The sequence below is a fragment of the Spirosoma knui genome (assembly GCF_054780635.1).
Genome location: NZ_BAAGVY010000001.1, coordinates 532,092 through 552,261, shown reverse-complemented (window position 1 = coordinate 552,261; position 20,170 = coordinate 532,092). Strand labels below are relative to the sequence as shown.

Below are 20,170 nucleotides of genomic sequence, written 5' to 3'. Positions count from 1 at the left end.
ACTCATACGATCTTTATATGAAGTTAACCGTTTACTCTATCATTAGTCCCGACCTACTACGCTTCCTTCGGCGAAGCGTTTTCTGGAAGTCGGGAACACCTCTAGCCGAAACGCAATGGGCGTGGACCGGTCGACTTGCTATGATGCTTGGCGCACTGGCCCTGTTTTTCGTTGGTACCGACCGTACGGCACTGGCGCAAACCACCCCCTGTAACTTCCGAACGCTGACCGTTAACAACTTTCCGAATGCTGGCGTTAGCAGCCGCACCGGCGGAATTGGCGGTTTCCTGGGTGTCGGCGCGGGTAACGTATCATCCACCACAGCCGTCGTGGATGCGAACCTAACCAATACGGCGACGATCAGCTCCGTATTAGGTGTGGGTAGTGGTGGGCAGATTTCGGTTAATGCCAATCAGAACGGGGGCTCCACCGTCTTTACAGGAGGATCCATTGCTGGTTTTATTATAGCTAATAACAGCGCTCTGGGTACAAATCTGTTAGCCTCGATTACCATCCGGACGTTCCTGAACGGTACACTTCAAGAAGCATCGACCTCATCGTCTCTGCTGAACCTACCGTTATCGGGCACAGGACAGCTCGCCGTAGGATTCGTAACGACTCAAAACTTCGACGAAGTACAGATTCGCATTGCCAGCGTCGTTAGTCTGGTATCGAGCACGGCGGTGTATTTCCCCTTTGTTCAGTATAGCGACTTAACGGCCACAGCCAACCCCACAAACGCCAGTAGTTCAGCAGCGGCCGATGGTGCCGTGACCCTTAGCGTGTCGGGCGGGCGGTCACCCTATACGTATCGCTGGAGTAACGGAGCCACTACGCAGAACCTAACCGGCGTAACGACGGGAACCTACAGCGTAACGGTAACGGATTTCAATGGCTGTACGACCACCGCTTCAGCGACGGTCGGCGTTCGGGTAGCGGCCTGTCCTGTACCCGGACAAAGCGGCTTTACAGTGTTCACATTTAATCAGGCCAATTTAACCCAGTCAGGTTCAGGAACGTCTAAAGTGGCCAGGTACCGTAATGTCGCCACCATAAGCGGTCAATCGGTTGACATTGTTGCTACCGTACTCTCTTTAACTAGTACTAATACCGTCGGTACTGCAAACCCTGTAACAACAACCAGTCCTGTAAATTTTTCCACAACCGGAACCGAAGCTCTTGTTCTCTTATATGGTGCTAATGCCAGAGCAACCGTCCGCTGGACAGTCGTAAACTCAACGACAAGCGCACCGGTGCCGTTCCAAGGTTCATTCATCGTCGGCGATCTTGACAGAATAACCGACGGCAGCACACTTAACCGACTCGAAGGTATTGAGGTGCCTAACTCTACCCTGTACTCTTACAAACTGAACAACCCTACCACAGTCAACACAATCAATGGAGGAACCTTCCGCCGGTTCGAGGGAACCCAGAATCAAAACCAGAATACAAGCGGGTTTTCACCCACATTCGCGGTATCGATCAACTTTGTGGGGTTGTCTTATTTTGATATTACCTACACAAAAACCGGGAATGAAGCAGTAGCTCAGGGCGCAGGCTTCAATTTCGATGGGAACGCGGCTCTTGCCTTCGATCCAAACCCAGACTGCGTACCGGTACTGGATACCGACGGTGATGGCGTGGCCAATGCCAATGATATAGACGATGACAACGATGGCATCCTGGATGATACGGAGGGTGTGCTGGCCGATGCAGACGGCGATGGCATTGCGAACGCACTCGACCTAGATTCAGACGGCGACGGTATTCCTGATAACATTGAAGCCCAAACCACGGCCGGATACATCGTACCGAGTACGACGGTTACGGCCTCCGGGCTTCCTACATCCTATTCGGCCACCAATGGGCTGACGCCGGTAAATACTGATGCCGCCGACAATCCTGATTATCTTGATCTAGACAGCGATAACGATACAAAAACAGATACCAACGAAGCAAACATAACCCTGGTCGGAAGTTTTACAGGAACTAATACAGGCACTGACGTTGATGGAGATGGTCTGAACGATAATCCGAAGACAGACACAAATACAGGAGCGTTTGGCCCTGCAAACGCGGGCATAACAAATCCGCTGACGGCTTACCCGGCTAATGGCTCACAAGTGCTCTGGCGCATTAAAGAAGGTGCCTTTACGTACGGTATTTGTGCCAACGCCACCATTGCCGGTACGTTTGTCATTGGCACCCCGTCGACCGGCGTGCTGACCATTCCGATCACGACAACCCGCGAGGGTCAGATTGTGGTCGCTTCGGTCACCGGTCCGGGGTTCACGTCAATACCCGTGTCGGTTACCACGACACTGATTACCAGTCAGACGGCCCTGTCGATTCCGATTGCCTACGATGGCTCGGGCCCGCTTGGAACCCGGTCATTGACGGTTAGCTCTCCGCAGGGAACAGGGTCGTGTTCATCGCCAGTCACGGTGATCGGTTTGGCCGACCTGACAGCCTCAATTGGGCAGCCTGCTCCTTCGCTTCTGCCGGGCCGAACCAGTACGTTACCCATTAGCGTCAGTAACGTGGGCACAGCCACCTCAACCGGCCCCATCACAACCACACTAATTATACCGGATAATGTAGCGGCCCCGGCCACATTTACGAGTAATGGGTTTGCCTGCGTCACCGCAGGGTCGAACGTTACGTGTACCAGTTCAGCGACACTTACCGCTGGGTCCAGCACGACCTATGCTGTGCCGGTTACGCCCGGAGCCGCTACAGCTGGAACGTCATTGACGTTTACGCATATTGTATCCATTACATCCGAAATCAGCGTAACCAATAACGTAACTACACTCACCGTCCCAGTCGGCTCTACAGTAACGGCGGCTCCAGACGCCGGTACAGTGTCAGCAGGCACGGGTGGCACGGCGGTAGCCAACGTAGTGGCTAACGATGTAGTCAATACATTACCGGCTACGTTAACCGGGCCGGGTAACGCGACCATCGCTCAGATCGGCACCTACCCCACCGGCATTACCCTCAACCCCACCACGGGTAGTGTGAGCGTAGCAGTGGGAACCACACCGGGCAGTTATACGGTAGGCTATCAACTCTGTGATCGACTCACGCCCGCAACCTGCGCCACGGCGACAGTGACCATTACTGTTACACCAACCATCACCGCAGCCCCAGACGCCGGTACGGCAAGTGCAGGTACCGGCGGTACGGCCGTCGCCAATGTACGGGCTAATGATGTGGTCAATGGATTACCCGCCACTTCGACCAATTCAAGTCTAAGCCTGGTTAGCAGTGGATCACCCGGCATCACCCTTGACCCCACTACGGGTAGTGTCAGCGTCGCACAGGGTACCACACCCGGTTCGTACTCACTGGTTTATTCCCTGTGTTCTACCCTGGGCACTACCACCTGCACCACCGGTTTAGTCACCATTACGGTTACAGCTAGCGTGACAGCCAGTCCCGATGCGGGTACGGCTTCAGCAGGAACGGGTGGTACCGCAGTTGCCAACGTGCGGGCTAACGATGTAGTCAACGGTCAACCCGCCACCTCGGCTAACTCGAGCCTGAGCCTGGTCAGCAGTGGATCACCCGGCATCACCCTCGACCCCGCCACGGGTAGTGTGAGTGTAGCGGTGGGTACTACGCCGGGCTCCTATTCGCTGGTTTACTCGCTGTGTTCTACACTAGGCACTACCACCTGCACTACCGGACTGGTTACCATCACGGTCACCGCCAGCGTAACAGCTGCGCCGGATGCCGGTACGGTAAGCGCTGGCACAGGTGGTACGGCGGTGGCCAACGTGCGAGCTAACGATGTAGTGAATGGTCAACCTGCCACTTCTGCCAATTCAAGTCTGAGCTTGGTTAGCAGTGGTTCTCCAGGTATTACGCTCAACACCACCACGGGCAGTGTGAGTGTAGCGGTGGGCACCACCCCCGGTTCGTACTCACTGGTTTATTCCCTGTGCTCTACGCTGGGCACCACTACCTGTACGACCGGCGTAGTCACCATTACGGTTACAGCTAGCGTTACGGCCAGCCCCGATGCGGGTACGGTAAGTGCGGGCACCGGCGGTACGGCCGTCGCCAACGTGCGGGCTAACGACATCGTCAATGGTCAGCCCGCTACGTCGGCTAACTCGAGCCTGAGCCTAGTTAGCAGCGGCTCACCGGGTATCACCCTCAACACTATTACGGGTAGCGTGAGCGTAGCGCAAGGCACTACGCCAGGCTCTTACTCACTAGTCTACTCCTTATGCTCTACGCTAGGTAGCACCACCTGTACCACTGGTTTGGTTACTATTACGGTCACCCCCTCTGTAACCGCAGCACCGGATGCCGGTACAGTCTCGGCTGGTACGGGTGGCACCACAGTTGCCAACGTGCGAGCCAACGATGTAGTTAATGGCTTACCCGCCACTTCAGCTAACTCCAGCTTGAGCCTGGTTAGCAGTGGCTCACCGGGCATCACCCTTGACCCCACTACGGGTAGTGTCAGCGTAGCAGTGGGCACTACGCCGGGTTCGTACTCACTAGTTTATTCGCTGTGTTCCACACTAGGCACCACCACCTGTACCACCGGCCTGGTCACTGTCACCGTCACAGCCAGTGTTACGGCCAGTCCCGATGCGGGTACGATAAGCGCTGGCACAGGTGGTACGGCGGTGGCCAACGTGCGAGCTAACGATGTAGTCAACGGTCAACCCGCCACCTCGGCTAACTCGAGCCTGAGTTTGGTTAGCAGTGGCTCACCCAGTATCACCCTCGATCCCACTACGGGCAGCGTCAGTGTTGCGCAAGGCACCGCGCCGGGCTCGTACTCACTGGTTTATTCGCTATGCTCTACCCTGGGCACTACCACTTGTACGACCGGCTTGGTTACCATTACCGTCACCGCCAGCGTAACAGCCGCGCCGGACGCGGGTACGGTCTCGGCAGGAACGGGTGGTACGGCCGTCGCCAACGTAGTGGCTAATGATCTAGTCAATGGAGTAGCTCCTACATTAGATGGACCCGGCAATGCAACGATTTCTCAGATCGGCACCTACCCCACTGGGATTACGCTAGACCCTGCTACGGGCATAGTCAACGTAGCAGTGGGCACTACGCCCGGCAGTTACACAGTAGGCTATCAACTCTGTGATCGGCTTACGCCCGCAACCTGCGCTACGGCGACCGTAACCATTACTGTTACCCCAACCATCACCGCAGCCCCAGACGCCGGTACGGCAAGTGCAGGTACGGGCGGAACAGCCGTGGCCAACGTGCGGACCAACGACATCGTCAATGGTTTACCGGCTACTTCGGCTAACTCCAGCCTGAGCCTGGTCAGTAGTGACTCACCAAGTATTACGCTCAACACCACCACGGGTAGTGTGAGTGTAGCGCAGGGTACCGCACCCGGCTCGTACTCGCTGGTTTATTCGCTATGCTCTACCCTGGGCACTACCACCTGTACGACCGGCGTAGTCACCGTTACGGTCACCCCCTCTGTAGTAGCGAATGCCGATGCAGGTACGGCGAGTGCCGGTACCGGTGGTACGGCGATAGGCAACATAGTGACCAATGATGTAGTGAATGGCGTACCGGCTACGTTAGGCAGCAACGCGACTCTGGCCCAGGTTGGTACGTATCCACCGGGTATTACCCTCGACCCCGCCACGGGTAGCATCAGCGTGGCGCAGGGAACCACGCCAGGTTCGTACACCGTCGCCTATCAGCTTTGCGATCAGCTCACCCCGGTCACCTGTACAACCGGCTTAGCCACCGTAACCGTAACGGCGTCTATACAAGCGAACCCTGATGCGGGTACAGCAAGTGCGGGCACCGGCGGTACGGCCGTCGCCAACGTAGTAGCCAATGATATAGTCAATGGCGTACCGGCCACCTTGGGTACTGGTGGTAATGCGACCGTAGCCGCCATAGGTTTCTATCCAACTGGCATCACACTCAATACGACAACCGGTAGTATTGACGTAGCCGTAGGCACCACACCAGGCAACTATACGGTCACGTATCAGGTCTGTGATCAGCTTACACCGGCAACCTGCGCCAACGCAACGGTCGCTATCACCGTTACGCCGACCATCTCGGTTATACCTGATGGTGGTAGCGTCTCGGCCGGTACGGGTGGGATAGCGGTTACCAACGTACGCGTTAACGATATCGTTAATGGTTTATTCGCCGATGCGGTCAACTCTAGCCTGAGTCTGGTCAGCAGCGGCTCGCCGGGTATCACGCTCAATACGACAACCGGCAGTGTGAGCGTCGCGCAAGGGACAACACCGGGTTCTTATTCCCTGGTTTACTCGCTATGTTCCACCTTGGGCACTACTACCTGCGCTACCGGGCTGGTCACCGTTACGGTCACCCCCTCTGTGGTAGCGAATATCGATGCAGGTGCGAGTGGAGCGAGCATGGGTGGTACGGCCGTCGTCAACGTAGCCGCCGATGATATCGTTAATGGGCAGCCTGCTACGCTGGGACCGAATGGCAATGCGACCCTGGCACAGGTTGGCACATATCCGCCGGGCATTACCCTCGACCCCGCCACAGGTAGCATCAATGTGGCGCAGGGTACCACGCCGGGAAGCTATACGGTCGTTTACCAGCTCTGCGATCGGCTTACGCCCGTAACCTGTGCGACTGCTTCAGTAAGTATTGAAGTAACGGCCAGCAGCGCAGCCAGCCCGGATGAGGGTCTGGTCAGCGCGGGTACGGGCGGCACAGCTGTCGCCAACGTAACTGCCAACGACATCGTCAATGGCCTGCCCGCTACCCTAGGACCAAATGGTAATGCGATTGTAGCGGAAATTGGTACGTATCCCATCGGCATTACCCTGGACCCCACCACGGGCAGCATCAGTGTAGCCCAGGGTACCGCACCAGGTTCATATACAGTAGCGTATCAGCTCTGCGATCGGCTTACGCCGGCTACGTGTACGTCTGCAGTCGTTTCGCTGACGGTCACCGCCCTCAGCACTGCGGGTACCGACGCGGGTAGCGCACTAGCCACCGGTGGCGTAGCAATACCGAACGTAGCAGCAAACGATCAGGTCAACGGCCTGTCCGCGACGCTAGGTCCTGGTGGGAACGCGACGATTTCTCAAATCGGCACTTATCCACCCGGCATTACGCTCGACCCCGCAACGGGCACAGTCAGCGTAGCTCCGAACACGGTACCCGGCTCCTATACGATCGCGTATCAGCTTTGTGACCAACTCACGCCCGCGACCTGTACCAATGCGGTTGCCGTTATTACGGTCGTAGGGTTAGTGCCTGTCGCTACGCCCGACATTGCCAACACACGGCCAAACACGCCGGTAACGGGCAATGTACTGACCAACGACATCGATCCGCAGGGCTTACCGCTAACCGCTTCGCTCGCGTCGCCACCCGCCATCGGCACGGTAACACTTGCTCCCGACGGCAGCTATACATATACCCCGCCAACGGGCTTCACGGGAACTGCGGGCTTCTGCTACGTAGTCAGTAACTCGGCCGGGCTCAGCGCTACATCCTGCATCAGTATCAATGTGATTCCGGACCCGGCACTGGGTGATGCGGCTCCTGTAGCCAATAATGACAATGCGAAGACGATCCGGGATACGCCCGTAACGATTGCGGTGCTGGCCAACGATACCGACCCCGATTCGGCTACCGGCCTGAGTGGGCAGTTGGCGAACCCAACGATCATCGGTCAGCCAGCCCAGGGAACGGCCGTGGTGAATGCAAACGGTACCATCACCTTTACGCCACCGACTGGCTTCACGGGCGTGGTCAGTTTCGGGTATCAGGTCTGCGATCGGGCATCACCTGCGCTGTGCGCTACGGCGACCGTCAGCATCAACGTGCTGGCAACCCCGCCCGCCGGCACAACGCTGGCCCCGAATGCCATTGACGATGTTCTGCTGACCCGTATCAACACGCCGGGCGTAGGCACCGTCAGCGCCAACGATACCGATCCACAAGGCCTTCCGTTAACGTTCTCAACGGGGCAACCTGCTGATGGTACGGTCGTAATGTCGCCTACCGGCAGTTATACGTACACGCCCGCAGCCGGCTTTATAGGACCAGCCAGCTTTACGTATTCGGTATGCAACACCGGGGGCGAATGTACCACCGCTTCGGTATCCGTACTAGTGCAGCCCCTGCCTCAACTGGTGGCGGTATCGCCCAGGGTATATTTACAGGGTGCGTTGTTTGGAGTAACTGGTTCGAACCTGATGCGGGACGACCTCCGAGAATTGGGTCTGATACCGGCCAGTCAGCCGTACGCGCTGCTCAACCCGATCACCCCCGTTGCGACTATGGCACCCGGCGTGATGAACGTTACGGGCGACAACGCCATTGTCGACTGGGTCTTCGTAGAACTACGCGCAGCGGGTAACCCCTCGATCATTGTCGACAGCCGGGCGGCTCTGCTCCAGCGCGATGGCGATGTTGTTGACGTTGACGGCGTATCGCCCGTGATCTTCAGCCAATCGCTGACGGGTAACTACTACGTAGCGGTCCGCCACCGCAACCACTTGGGCGTGATGAGCCAGACCGCCTTACCGTTGTCGCCAACGCCGATCACGATAGACTTTACCAACCTCAACACGCCGACCTACACCACCACCAACACCAGCAGTTACACGCAGGTGACGGTTGATCAGGCGCAGGTGATTGTGGAACAGGGCGTGGCCATGTGGGCGGGCAATGCCTTCGCCGATAACAACGCCACGAGTCCACGGAACCTGATCATCTACCAGGGTTCCAACAACGATGCGAACCAGATCTATCAGCAGGTCATCAACGCACCGGGCAACGGTTTAAAGACACCGTTCTATAAGCTGCGGGGCTATACGGTCGTGGATGTGAATCTGGATGGGCAGGCCGTCTTACAGGGCACAGGCAATGATGTTGAATATATCTATCAGAACGTCGTCAAGAACCACCCCGGCAACAGCCTACGGGTCTCGTTCTTCACCATTCGCGAACAATTACCTTAACTAAAACCGCCTGAGTGAGCCTGTGCTACGGGCTTACTCAGGCACTAAATCCAATGCTAATCTAAAACGTTATAGTTATGAAGCAGTTCTTTACGTGTTTGCTTTGGGGGTGCCTTCTGCTCGGAGGCCGTCTCCTACTGGCTCAGCAGTCATCAAACACAGTCGACTATCAACTCACGTACGATGTTCCCACCGGGCGATACATTGCCTGGGTCGTTCCGAACTACGCAACACCAAATGCCAATAACCCCGGCCTCGATGAACTCGGGGGCACCGCCCAATTCACGATCAGGGTTCCTGCTTCATTCTCCATCACCAGTGTACAGGACCTGACCGGCAGTTGGGAGAAAAACCCCATTCGGCTGGGCCCCGGCAATCCAGGGCAGGACTGGAGTAACACAAACCTGCCCACTAATGTCAACTATTATGTCATCGGGAAAGCTCCCAATGAGGTGAACTACGGCCGGTTTACGCCCGGCGTCCGCGTACCGCTCTTTGCTTTTACGGGCAATGGCTGCTTTGGCGAGATTACTCCGCTTTACCCCGAGGACCCATTTATTGACATTGCCGACGACGTTTTATCGTTTAACGTAGCCAACAGCTTCTATTCCCGCTCGGGTCAGCCCGCAGGTGGTAACCAGGCACCACTCGAACAGTTCCGTACCGTGTTTGGTCCGGCCGCTCAGTGTGCGGTGCTTCAGGCCAACCCCGACAGCCAGACCCTAACGGCGGGAATACCCGTTAGTCTATCGGTGCTGGCCAACGATACCCGCAACGGGATACCGGTAAGCAATACCAGTGTAACCGTCAATATTGAGACGGCCCCCACCATCGGGGCGGTCGCAACCAATGCGGATGGAACCATTACCTACACGCCGGAAGCAGGCTATTCGGGACCGGTTACGTTCACTTACAGAATCTGCGCCCCCAGCCAGACCACAATCTGCTCATCGGCAACGGTTAGTCTGACGGTTAATGCCGTGATTGTTGCCACAACGGATCTGGCAACAACCAATGCCAATACGTCCCTGAACCTTTCGGTACTGGCTAATGATACGCGCAACGGACTCCCCGCCAGCGCCACCAACGTAACGGTCAGCGTCAGTTCACCGCCCGCCAATGGTACTGCCACCGCAAATGCGGATGGTACAATCACCTTTAATCCGGCCGCGGGTTATTCAGGCCCCGTTAGCTTTACGTATACGATCTGCGACATTGCCCAGCCGGGCCGGTGCTCCTCAATTCCGGTGAGCCTGACCGTTAGCGCCGTGATTGCGACCAGCCCCGATCTGGTAACGACTCCGTCGGGTACCCCCATCAGTGTTTCGGTACTGGCCAACGACACCCGCAACGGACTCCCTGCCAGCATCACCAACGTAACGGTCAGTTTGGCCAGCCAGCCCGCGAATGGTACCGCCGTAGTAAACCCGAACGGTACCATTACCGTCACACCTGTATATGCGTTCTTCGGCGTCACCTCGTTTAGCTATACCACCTGCGACGTTGATCAGCCGGGTCAGTGTTCGACCAATACGGTTACTGTTAATGTTTTACCCAGTCGGCCCTTACCGCAGAATGACTTTGCCCAAACGTTCAGAAACGCGGGCATCACCGGCAATGTCCTGACCAACGATCAGGAATCAGCCGGGCTTCAGCTCGGTGCAAACACCACGCCAGTGGTTGGCCCTGCCAATGGTACGGTATTGATCACCGCCACGGGCAGCTATACCTATACGCCGAACGCAAACTTCACCGGCAGCGACAGTTTTGTATACCTGGTATGCAACACAGCCACTGAATGCACCACGGCGCTGGTTACGATTGAAGTACGCGACAATGCACCCAATACCAACGATGCACCGATCGCTCAGAACGACAGAGCCGTTACAACGCCCAACACCGCGGTAACGATTGCCGTAAAAGCTAACGACAGCGATCCGGATGGCCAGCCACTGGGGCAGCCGATTCTGGTTACTCCACCCGTGAATGGCAATATTTCCGTCAACCCCGATGGTACCATTACGTATACACCCGTGAATAGCTTTACCGGCGTCGATTCATTCGTGTATCAGGTCTGTGATAACGGCAACCCAATTCTTTGCGATCAGGCAACCGTGACCGTAACCGTACGACCCAATCCGACCGTGAACCAGACGTATGCCTTCGACGACGCGTTCAGCACATTCACGAATGTACCGGTGAGTGGCAACGTCCTGACCAACGACCAGGACCTGGAAGGCAACACCCAGACGGTTAGCCTATCACTGACGGTTGCTCCCACCAATGGTAACGTAACGCTGACCCCGAATGGAGTCTTTACGTATACGCCCGAAGCCGGTTTCACCGGAACTGATTTCTTCGTGTATCAGGTCTGTGACAACGGTACGCCAACGGCCTGCGCTGTAGCTACTGCGTACATCACCACATTCCCACCCAACGGGGCCGTCGATCTGGCGGTTGGCATCAGCCAGCCCGTACAAAGCCTGACGGCTACCCTGGTCAGCAGCCTGCCGATCTCGGTAAGTAATGTGGGTACGGGTATTTTCGCGGGTCCTGTATCGGTTACGTTAACGCTTCCGGCGAACGTAACGGTAGCGCCGGGCTTCATCACCTCCAACGGATTTACCTGTACCGTAAGCGGACAGCAGGTTACCTGCGTTAAATCGGTATCGCTGACTCCCGTCAGCAGCGAAACCCTAGCCGTTCCGATTATTGCCGGTTTACCAACGGTGGGTCAGCCCCAGACATTTACCGTAGCTACGGTTGTACCAGTAGGTGACCTTACACCCGCCAACAACCAGACAACGGTGACCACGATCAATGTGAACCCGGCTCCGATTGTCAGGCTGTCGCCGAAAGTGTATTTACAAGGAGCACTGTTTGGCGTAACCAGCGGAAATCTAATGCGTGATAACCTCCGAGAATTGGGTCTGATACCGGCCAGTCAGCCCTACGCGCTGCTCAATCCGATTACCCCCGTCGCGAGCATGGCCTCTACGATGACGGCCGTCACGGGTACTGACGCTATTGTGGACTGGGTCTTTGTGGAACTACGTTCAGCGGCTAACCCCGCCATCATTGTCGACAGCCGGGCGGCTCTGCTCCAGCGCGATGGCGACATTGTTGAGGTCGACGGTGTATCGTCCCTAACGTTTGCGCAGGCACTGACGGGCAACTATTACGTAGCGGTTCGCCACCGCAATCACCTGGGTGTGATGAGCCAGACACCCGTCCCCTTGTCACCTATCGCGGCTACGATTGACTTCCGCAGCAGCAATACGCCTACCTTCACCTACTCGGGCACAACCAGTTATACGGAAGTTGTCCCTAACCAGGCGCAGGTCATCGTGCAGCAGGGTGTAGCTATGTGGGCGGGCAATGTCCTGCCAGACAACAACGTCACGACACCCCGCAACCTGATCATCTACCAAGGCTCGAACAACGATGTCAACCAGGCGTACCTACGGATCATCAACGCATCAGGCAACACGCTGAAGACGCCTTTTTACAAGCTGCGGGGCTACTCTACCGAAGATGTGAACCTGGATGGGCAAGTCATCTTCCAGGGTACGGGCAATGATGTTGAGTACATCTATCAGAACGTCGTCAAGAATCACCCTGGCAACAGCTTCCGGCTACCGTTCTTCACGATTCGCGAGCAACTGCCTTAATCCATCCAGAGGAGTCGGCCTTTCGTCGGCTCCTCCCCTTCGTACCGATGAACGTTGAAAACAAGTAATATTATGAACCGATATGTAAGCGTACTCATTTGGAGCCTCCTGTTCCTGACCATCAGGATAGGTTACGCACAGCAGTCAACCAACGTAGTGGATTACCAGGTCACGTATGATCAGGCCACGGACCAGTATACAGCCTGGGTTGTGCCGCAGTATAATACCCCCAATACAAACAATACGGGTCCTAATGAACGGGGCGGCACGGCTCAGTTCACCCTGAAAGTGCCAGCTTCCTTTTCGATCACCGAAATCGCCGATGTGCGGGGAACGTGGGAAAAAGCGCCCCTTCGCCTGGGACCTGGCAACCCAGGGCAAGACTGGACCGGTTCAGGACTGGACCCAACGTTAAATTACTACGTAATCGGGAAGTCGCCTTCTGAAACGAACTATGGTCCTTTTGTCAGCGGCACTCCGGTGGCTCTGTTTACCTTTCGGGGCAACGGCTGCTTTGGCCCTATTAGTCCGCTGGAGCCGGGAAACAGTTTCATTTCGCAGGCCGATCTGCGGTTTTCGCTAAACGTAGCGAACAGTTTTTACTCGGTTTCCGGGCAGCCGACGGGTGGTAACCAGAATCCGCTGGAGCAGTTCCGCACAGTTACCGGACCTGCCGCGCAATGCTCAGCCTTACAGGCTAACCCGGACAACCTGACCCTCACGGCGGGTGTATCCACAACGATTCCGGCACTGGCCAACGATACCCGCAATGGTCAGCCCGTCAGCACAACCAGTGTAACGGTTACCGTCAGCACGCCCAATTCCGGCACGGCAACAGTCAATCCGGATGGAACGATCAGCTACGTACCAGCCGCGGGTTTTTCGGGTCCTGTTAGCTTTACGTATACCATCTGCGACGTGGCTCAGCCCAGCCTGTGTTCATCGTCATCCATCAACCTGACGATCAATCCAATCGCGGTGACCCTGGTCGCCACGGCCGACCAGGCAACCACCAACGCGAACACGCCCCTGACTCTTTTGGTACTATCCAACGATACCCGCAACGGTCAGCCCGCCAGTAGTGCCAACGTTACGGTGAGCGTGAGTACTCCGCCAGCCAGCGGCACAGCGACGGTGAATGGCGATGGCAGCATCAGCTTCACGCCAGCCACCGGGTTTTCGGGTCCTGTTAGCTTTACATATACCATCTGCGATATTGCCCAACCCGCTCAGTGCGCGTCGGCACCCGTTAGTCTGACGGTGAATGCAGCAGCCGTGGTGTTGGTTGCTACAGCCGATCAGGTAACCACCAATGCCGGTACTTTAGTGAACGTCTCGGTGCTGGACAACGACACCCGCAATGGACTCCCCGCCAGCACCACCAACGTAACGGTCAGTGTGAGTTCAGCGCCCGCCAGTGGTACGGCTACCGTTGTTGCCAATGGCAGCATCAATTATACCCCCGCACCGGGCTTTTCAGGACCCGTTAGTTTTACCTATACAATTTGTGATATCGCCCAACCCGCTCAGTGCGCATCAGCCGTTGTCAGCCTGACGGTTAACGCGTCGCTACAAGCTAGTCCGGATAATCAAATCCTGACGGCGGGTATACCCACAACGATTCCGGTACTGGCCAACGACACCCGCAACGGTCAGCCCGTTAGCAACACCAGCGTAACGGTAACGGTCAGTGCTCCTAACGCCGGTACAGCCACCGTCAATCCGGATGGTACTGTAACGTATACTCCGGCAGCGGGTTTTACTGGGCCGATTTCGTTCACGTATACGGTATGCGATAACCTGCAACCAACGTCCTGTTCGTCGGCTCCCATCAGCCTGACGGTGCAACCAGCTGCCAACCAACCCGCCGACCTGCTCATTACCAAACAGGTAAGCCAGTCCATAGCGACAGTCGGAACCAGCGTAAGCTTTACCATTACGGTACAGAACCTGGGACCCGGCAGCGCGATCGGCGTAACCGTGCTGGATACGCTCGCCCGCAACGGGTCGGCCCTGTTGCAGGGAACCCCTACTCCGTCTAAAGGCAGCTACAATACAACAACGGGCGTGTGGACGGTCGGTAGTTTGTCGGCGAGTGAAATCGTTACGTTGGTCCTGACTGTACAGATACAGGCGCAGGGTGTTCTGATCAATACTGCTAGTGTAACGGCTACCGGTAGTCAGGATCCTATCGCATCCAACAACGAAGCATCCTCCTGCGCGACGGTACCCATACAGCTGTGTACGGGCGACGAATTCATTGTTACCGTTCCCGATCGTTACCAGGGCGTACAGTGGTTTCGTAACGGCAGTGCGTACGCAACGGGAAATTCGATCCTGATTACACAGGTCGGTACGTACTCGGTAACATCAACCGATGGAAGCTGCCCACTGACCGGCTGCTGCCCGATCATTGTCGAAGAAGGCAACTGCTGTGCACCTGACAAATGCGTTCCATTTGTCATCAAAAAAACTAAATCACGTCTTTGATCAAGAATAGTTATGAAACGTATCAGCTTACTTCTGCTCATCTGGATTAGTCTTGCTCCAGTCTGGTCGCAAAGCCAGGTCATGATCTCCTCCAGCGACGTTCGGTACATGGTTTCCTATGAGCCGACGACCCAATTGTATACTGCCTGGGTAATTCCGAACTACAACACGCCAAACGCGAACAATCCGGAATCGGAAGACCTGGGAGCCACCGCCCAGTTTTCCCTGAAAGTACCCAAAGACTTCGTCCTGACGAGCGTGGGCGATGTTCGGGGAAGCTGGGACAAAGTTCCGTACAAGCTGGCGGCTCCCGAAAGTTTCGCGTCGGCAGATGCGTCGAACTGGGCGTATTACATCATTGGCAAAACCCCACAGGAAACGAATTATGGTTCGTTTGTCAGTGGAGAGCCGGTTGCGTTGTTTACGTTCAAAGGCAAGGGCGGTAGTCCCGAACAAGTTCAGGTATTAAACATCGACGACGAGTTTGTGCAGTTCGCCGAGTCGAAAATGGCCCTGAACATCCGGAGCAGTTTTTACACCCGTTCCGGCCAGCGGGCATCCACATCGGCCCACCCGCTGGAGCAGTTGAGCGGAGTAATCAAACTGGATGAAGTTCTGAAACAGAAGCAATCTCAATTAGGACTGGCTCCAACGGGTGTTAATGAGGACATTGCCACCCTGTCGGTGCAGGCGTATCCAAACCCGGCAACCGATCTGATCGAGGTCAAGTATTTTAGTGCGACCGAACAGGCTGGCCTGCAACTCGAACTGCTCGACAACCAGGGGAACGTAAAACAGAATAGCGCCCTGAATGCCAAACCCGGCTTCAACTCGACCCGGTTCGTGGTCTCTAATTTACCGGGCGGGGTCTACTTTGTCCGCGGCATGGTGCAGGGCCAGCGAGTCACCAAGAAGATTATCAAGCAGTAAACGACAAACAGAGTCAGTCACCACGCTTAGCCGCGTGTATGAAAAAAGAAGTCTTCAGCGATCGTTGAGGACTTCTTTTGTTTTTCTCGATGAGATCGGCTGCTTCAGCTCCTAAACCGGTTAAGACAATGTATTACTCACTAGGTATATTCGGTGAATCATAGGGTAATCATGGCCAGCCGAAGCTCATTCCTCCTACTCAGCGGGCTGGTTCGCTTCTTTGCGAAGTGAATCGGCATCCCAACCTTCTTCTACTTCACGCAGCCAGCGGTCCGTTTCGTCGGAGCTGATGAGCTGCTCTAACTCATGAATCCGTCGGCGGGCGGTGCTGAAGTACTGTTTCTGGTTGTGGCGCACGGCACTGAGTTCAACGAGCGCTTCCTCATCGTGTCGGCGGAAAAGCCGGGCTGACCGTTCGGCATGGTACGCCCGAAAACCGAGGAGCCGCATCGCATCCACCCCAGTCCGTAAGGAAGCATCTAACGTTTCCCGGTAGATATGGTCAATTCCTGCATCCATGAACTCATACGCATCGTCGCGGTCCTGCGCCCGAGCCAATATTTTCAGATGCGGAAAATGTTTCTTGATCGTTTCGACCAGCGCCAGCGATTTTTCGGGCGAGTCCAGCGCAATAACGATCAGCTTTGCCTCTTCGGCCCCCGCCGATTTGAGCAGATCGTACCGGGAGGCATCGCCGTAATACACTTTTATACCAATTTTCCGCAGCACATCCACCCGGTCGGAATCGAAGTCGAGTACCGTCGTGTGAATGCCGCTCGCCCGCAGAAATCGCCCGACGATATTGCCGAACCGGTCGAAGCCCGCAATGATTACCGGATTTTTCTCTTCGATGGGATCCGACGCTTTCGCCGACTCAGGACGGGTACCAATTCGGGGCAGCAGGAGACGCTCGTTCAGCAAGAAGACAAAAGGAGTCAGAGCCATGCTGATAGCCACAACGGCGGTTAATAAGCCTGCCGTCCGCGCATCGAGTACGCCGTTTTGTAAGGTAAACGACAGCAGTACAAATGCAAATTCGCCAATCTGCGAAAGCGCCAGGGCAAACGTTACGTTCTGATCCGTGCTGAGTTTAAACCGCTTGCCTAACCCCGCCAGTACCAGCGCCTTCAACGCCATTACGCCCACAACGAGGCCTATTACCAGCAACGGATAATCGGCAATGAGGGCAAAATCGATCGACGCGCCGACGGAGATAAAAAACAAACCCAGCAACAGCCCACGGAACGGATCAATATCGCTTTCCAGTTCATGCTTGTATTCGCTGTTCGCCAGCACGACGCCCGCCACGAAAGCCCCCAGGGCCGGGCTGAGCCCTACGGATTCCATCAGCAGCGCGACCCCGCCAACCAACAGCAGCGCCGACGCGATAAACACCTCCCGCATACCCGTACGGGCAATAGCATGGAATACCGGCCGCATGATGAATCGACCCAGCAGGACAACTACCTCCACCGCTCCCAGCACAGCCAGCGTATGCAGCCAGCCCGGCAAATCGGCCAGCCAGGTCTGATGTCCACTGGCTTCCCCCGTGGCAGCTACCGGATACGTAGCCAGCAGGGGCAAAACGGCCAGGATGGGAATGACAGCAACATCCTGAAATAATAGCACCGAAAATGTACTCTGCCCGGAAGCGGTTTGCATCAACCCCTTCTCCTCCATGGTTTGCAGCACAATGGCCGTCGACGACATGGTGAGGATCATCCCAACGGCTAAAGCGGCCTGCCACGGTAAACCGGCCAGCATGGCCAGGCCACCCAGTACCAGCATGGTCAGCAGCACCTGTAAACCACCCAGACCGACGATGGGCACCCGCAGTTTCCAGAGCAGATCGGGCTCCAGTTCAAGTCCGATCAGGAAGAGCATGATCACAACGCCAAACTCCGCTACGTGCATCACATCCTGCCCTTCTTCACCGACTAACCCCAGGGCGGCTGGCCCAATCACCATACCCGCAATCAGATAACCCAGTACGGAGCCTAAGCCTAATCGTTTGGCAATAGGCACAAAAACGACACCAGCGGCCAGATATACCAGGGCTTGTATCAATACAGATTCACTCATAACGTTGGCGTTTCGGTTAACAGATCATTGATGTAATCAAACTGACGGGCGTATTCAGGGTCAATCTCGCTGGCCGTCAGGCGTTGGAGCAACGTCCGATACTGCCGAGTAGCCGTTTTGATACCTTCTTCGGTAATTCGGTGTGTACCATGCACAGCAAAAGGCGGCAGGTATGTCATCTTGCACAGAGTAGCCGTCTGCTCAAACGGGACCAGAAACTGCCGAATCGTCAAGCCATTGTAGCCCGATTTCGTGTAAGCCTCCTGCCGTCCGCCCGCCGAAATAACATTCATCAATTTCTTACCCGCCAACGCATTACCCTGTCGCCCATAGGCCCAGCCGTGTTCCAGCGTTAAGTCTTCCCACTGCTTAATGATAGCGGGGGCGCTATACCAGTAAAACGGATGGTGTAGCAGAACGTATTCGTGCTCAAGCAGCAGCGCCTGTTCCCGATCAATGTCAATGTCAAAATCGGGATACTGTTCGTAGAGGTCATTGACTGTAACGAACGGCAGATCACTGACAGCTTCGAGCAATAGTCGGTTAACGCGTGATTTTTCTAGTGCCGGATGGGCAAATTGTATCAATACCTTGGCCATATTATAGATTCGGCAATTTGTGTAAACCTGGCTAGACGGTCGGTAAACGCCAGGGGTTGTGGTAATGCGCCTTAACCAGCGCGTTGGCCTGCGCATCATCGGTTACGGTGCTGGTTGCCGTATTCCAGTGCAGCTTACGGCCCAGCCGATAGGCCATGTTCCCCAACTGGGCACAAACGGCCACGTCGCGACCAATTTCGGTCGGGCAATTGGGTTGCTGGCGACTGCGTATACACTCGATAAAGTTGCGCGTGTGGTTATCCAGATCACGGCCGTCGTTACGTTGAACGGGCATAGCGGGTGTCATGTACTTCCCTCCTTCTACTTCGGGCAGCACCTCCCACTTGCTCCGGTCAATAACCATCGTACCCAGGTTCCCGATGAACGCCACACCATGTTCACGGTCGTAAGGTCCACGGCATGTTCCCAGCGATTGCTCCCAAAGTAAGCTAAAATTACCGAAATCATACACCGCCTGCATGGTATCCGGAGTTTCGCTGGCATGATCGGGGAAGCCAAATTTACCGCCCATCACCAGAACGGATTTAGGGGCATTGACCTGCATACCCGCCAGCACCATGTCGATCATGTGAGCCCCCCAGTCGGTCATCAGTCCACCGGCATAGTCCCAGAAGTACCGAAAACTGCCGTGGAAGCGATTGCGGTTAAACGGCCGGTGGGGTGCCGGTCCCAGCCACATCTCGTAGTCGACACCGGCGGGTACCGGCTCATCGGCCACCACGGGAAACGTTTTGCCGTAGGGCATAAACGCCCACGCTTTCGCCGACCGAATAGTCCCCAACTTTCCTGACCGGACGTAGTCAAGCGCTTCGGTCCAGTGTTTGCCGCTCCGTTGCCACTGCCCGACCTGCACCACCCGCTTGTATCTCCGGGCGGCCTCTACGATCAGGTTACACTCTTCGATGCTGTTGGCCAGGGGCTTTTCGACGTACACGTCTTTACCAGCCTGACACGCCATCACCGCGGGCAGGCAATGCCAGTGGTCGGGCGTACCGACGATCACCGCGTTGATATCTTTGTTTTCGAGCAGTTTGCGGAAGTCGGCGTACAGCAGCGGCTTTTGTCCGGTCGACTTCTCCAGTTCAGCGGCTCGTCGGTTCAAAACGTTGCTATCTACGTCGCATAAGGCCAGGCAGCGAACGCCGGGGGTTTTGAGCATGGAGGTTAAGTCGGCCCAGCCCATGCTGTTGCAGCCAATCAACGCGACATTGACGGTATCGGCCGCGCTTGTAGAGGTTTCCGCCCGCACCACCGGAACGGCGTGGGTCAGGCCAACGCCCGCAGCCAGGCGGGTCGATTGGGTCAGGAATTGGCGTCTTGAGGTAGACATAGTTCAGCGCTTAGGAAGTTGGCTCGGGTGACAATTCAGTACGTATCTCCCTAGTAGGCAGTAAGTTACGCG

At 56.1% G+C, this 20,170-nt stretch carries 7 protein-coding genes; 4 read left to right on the top strand and 3 right to left on the bottom strand.

From position 1 onward, the window contains the following. The first annotated feature begins 17 nt into the window (after nucleotides 1-17). From ACYVIY_RS02205 to ACYVIY_RS02190, 4 genes are all read left to right on the top strand, one after another. Nucleotides 18-8,975 (top strand): Ig-like domain-containing protein, encoded by an 8,958-nt coding sequence (locus ACYVIY_RS02205; protein ID WP_460974619.1) that lies wholly within the window; start codon nucleotides 18-20, stop codon nucleotides 8,973-8,975. Between the two features lie 77 nt (nucleotides 8,976-9,052). Then, nucleotides 9,053-12,646: an Ig-like domain-containing protein gene (locus ACYVIY_RS02200; protein ID WP_460974618.1), complete on the top strand. Its 3,594-nt coding sequence runs from the start codon at nucleotides 9,053-9,055 to the stop codon at nucleotides 12,644-12,646. Nucleotides 12,647-12,718: 72 nt separating this feature from the next. After that, entirely contained in the window at nucleotides 12,719-15,136 is a 2,418-nt protein-coding gene (locus tag ACYVIY_RS02195) for an Ig-like domain-containing protein (RefSeq protein ID WP_460974617.1), read from the top strand. A 12-nt stretch (nucleotides 15,137-15,148) separates the two neighbouring features. Then, nucleotides 15,149-16,066: a T9SS type A sorting domain-containing protein gene (locus ACYVIY_RS02190; protein ID WP_460974616.1), complete on the top strand. Its 918-nt coding sequence runs from the start codon at nucleotides 15,149-15,151 to the stop codon at nucleotides 16,064-16,066. 195 nt (nucleotides 16,067-16,261) lie between these two features. On the opposite strand, the gene ACYVIY_RS02185 is transcribed toward ACYVIY_RS02190, so the two are convergent. The 3 genes from ACYVIY_RS02185 to ACYVIY_RS02175 are packed head-to-tail and all read right to left on the bottom strand — an operon-like array spanning nucleotide 16,262 to nucleotide 20,098. After that, on the bottom strand, nucleotides 16,262-18,148 hold the full coding sequence (locus tag ACYVIY_RS02185) for a monovalent cation:proton antiporter-2 (CPA2) family protein (RefSeq protein WP_460974615.1): 1,887 nt from the start codon (nucleotides 18,146-18,148) through the stop codon (nucleotides 16,262-16,264). Beyond that, entirely contained in the window at nucleotides 18,145-18,747 is a 603-nt protein-coding gene (gene kefF / locus ACYVIY_RS02180; RefSeq protein ID WP_460974614.1) for a glutathione-regulated potassium-efflux system oxidoreductase KefF, read from the bottom strand. Before kefF ends, ACYVIY_RS02185 begins: the two co-directional genes overlap by 4 nt. Before the next feature lie 31 nt (nucleotides 18,748-18,778). After that, nucleotides 18,779-20,098, bottom strand: a complete 1,320-nt coding sequence (locus ACYVIY_RS02175; protein WP_460974613.1) for a Gfo/Idh/MocA family protein — start codon at nucleotides 20,096-20,098, stop codon at nucleotides 18,779-18,781. Nucleotides 20,099-20,170 lie beyond the last annotated feature (72 nt).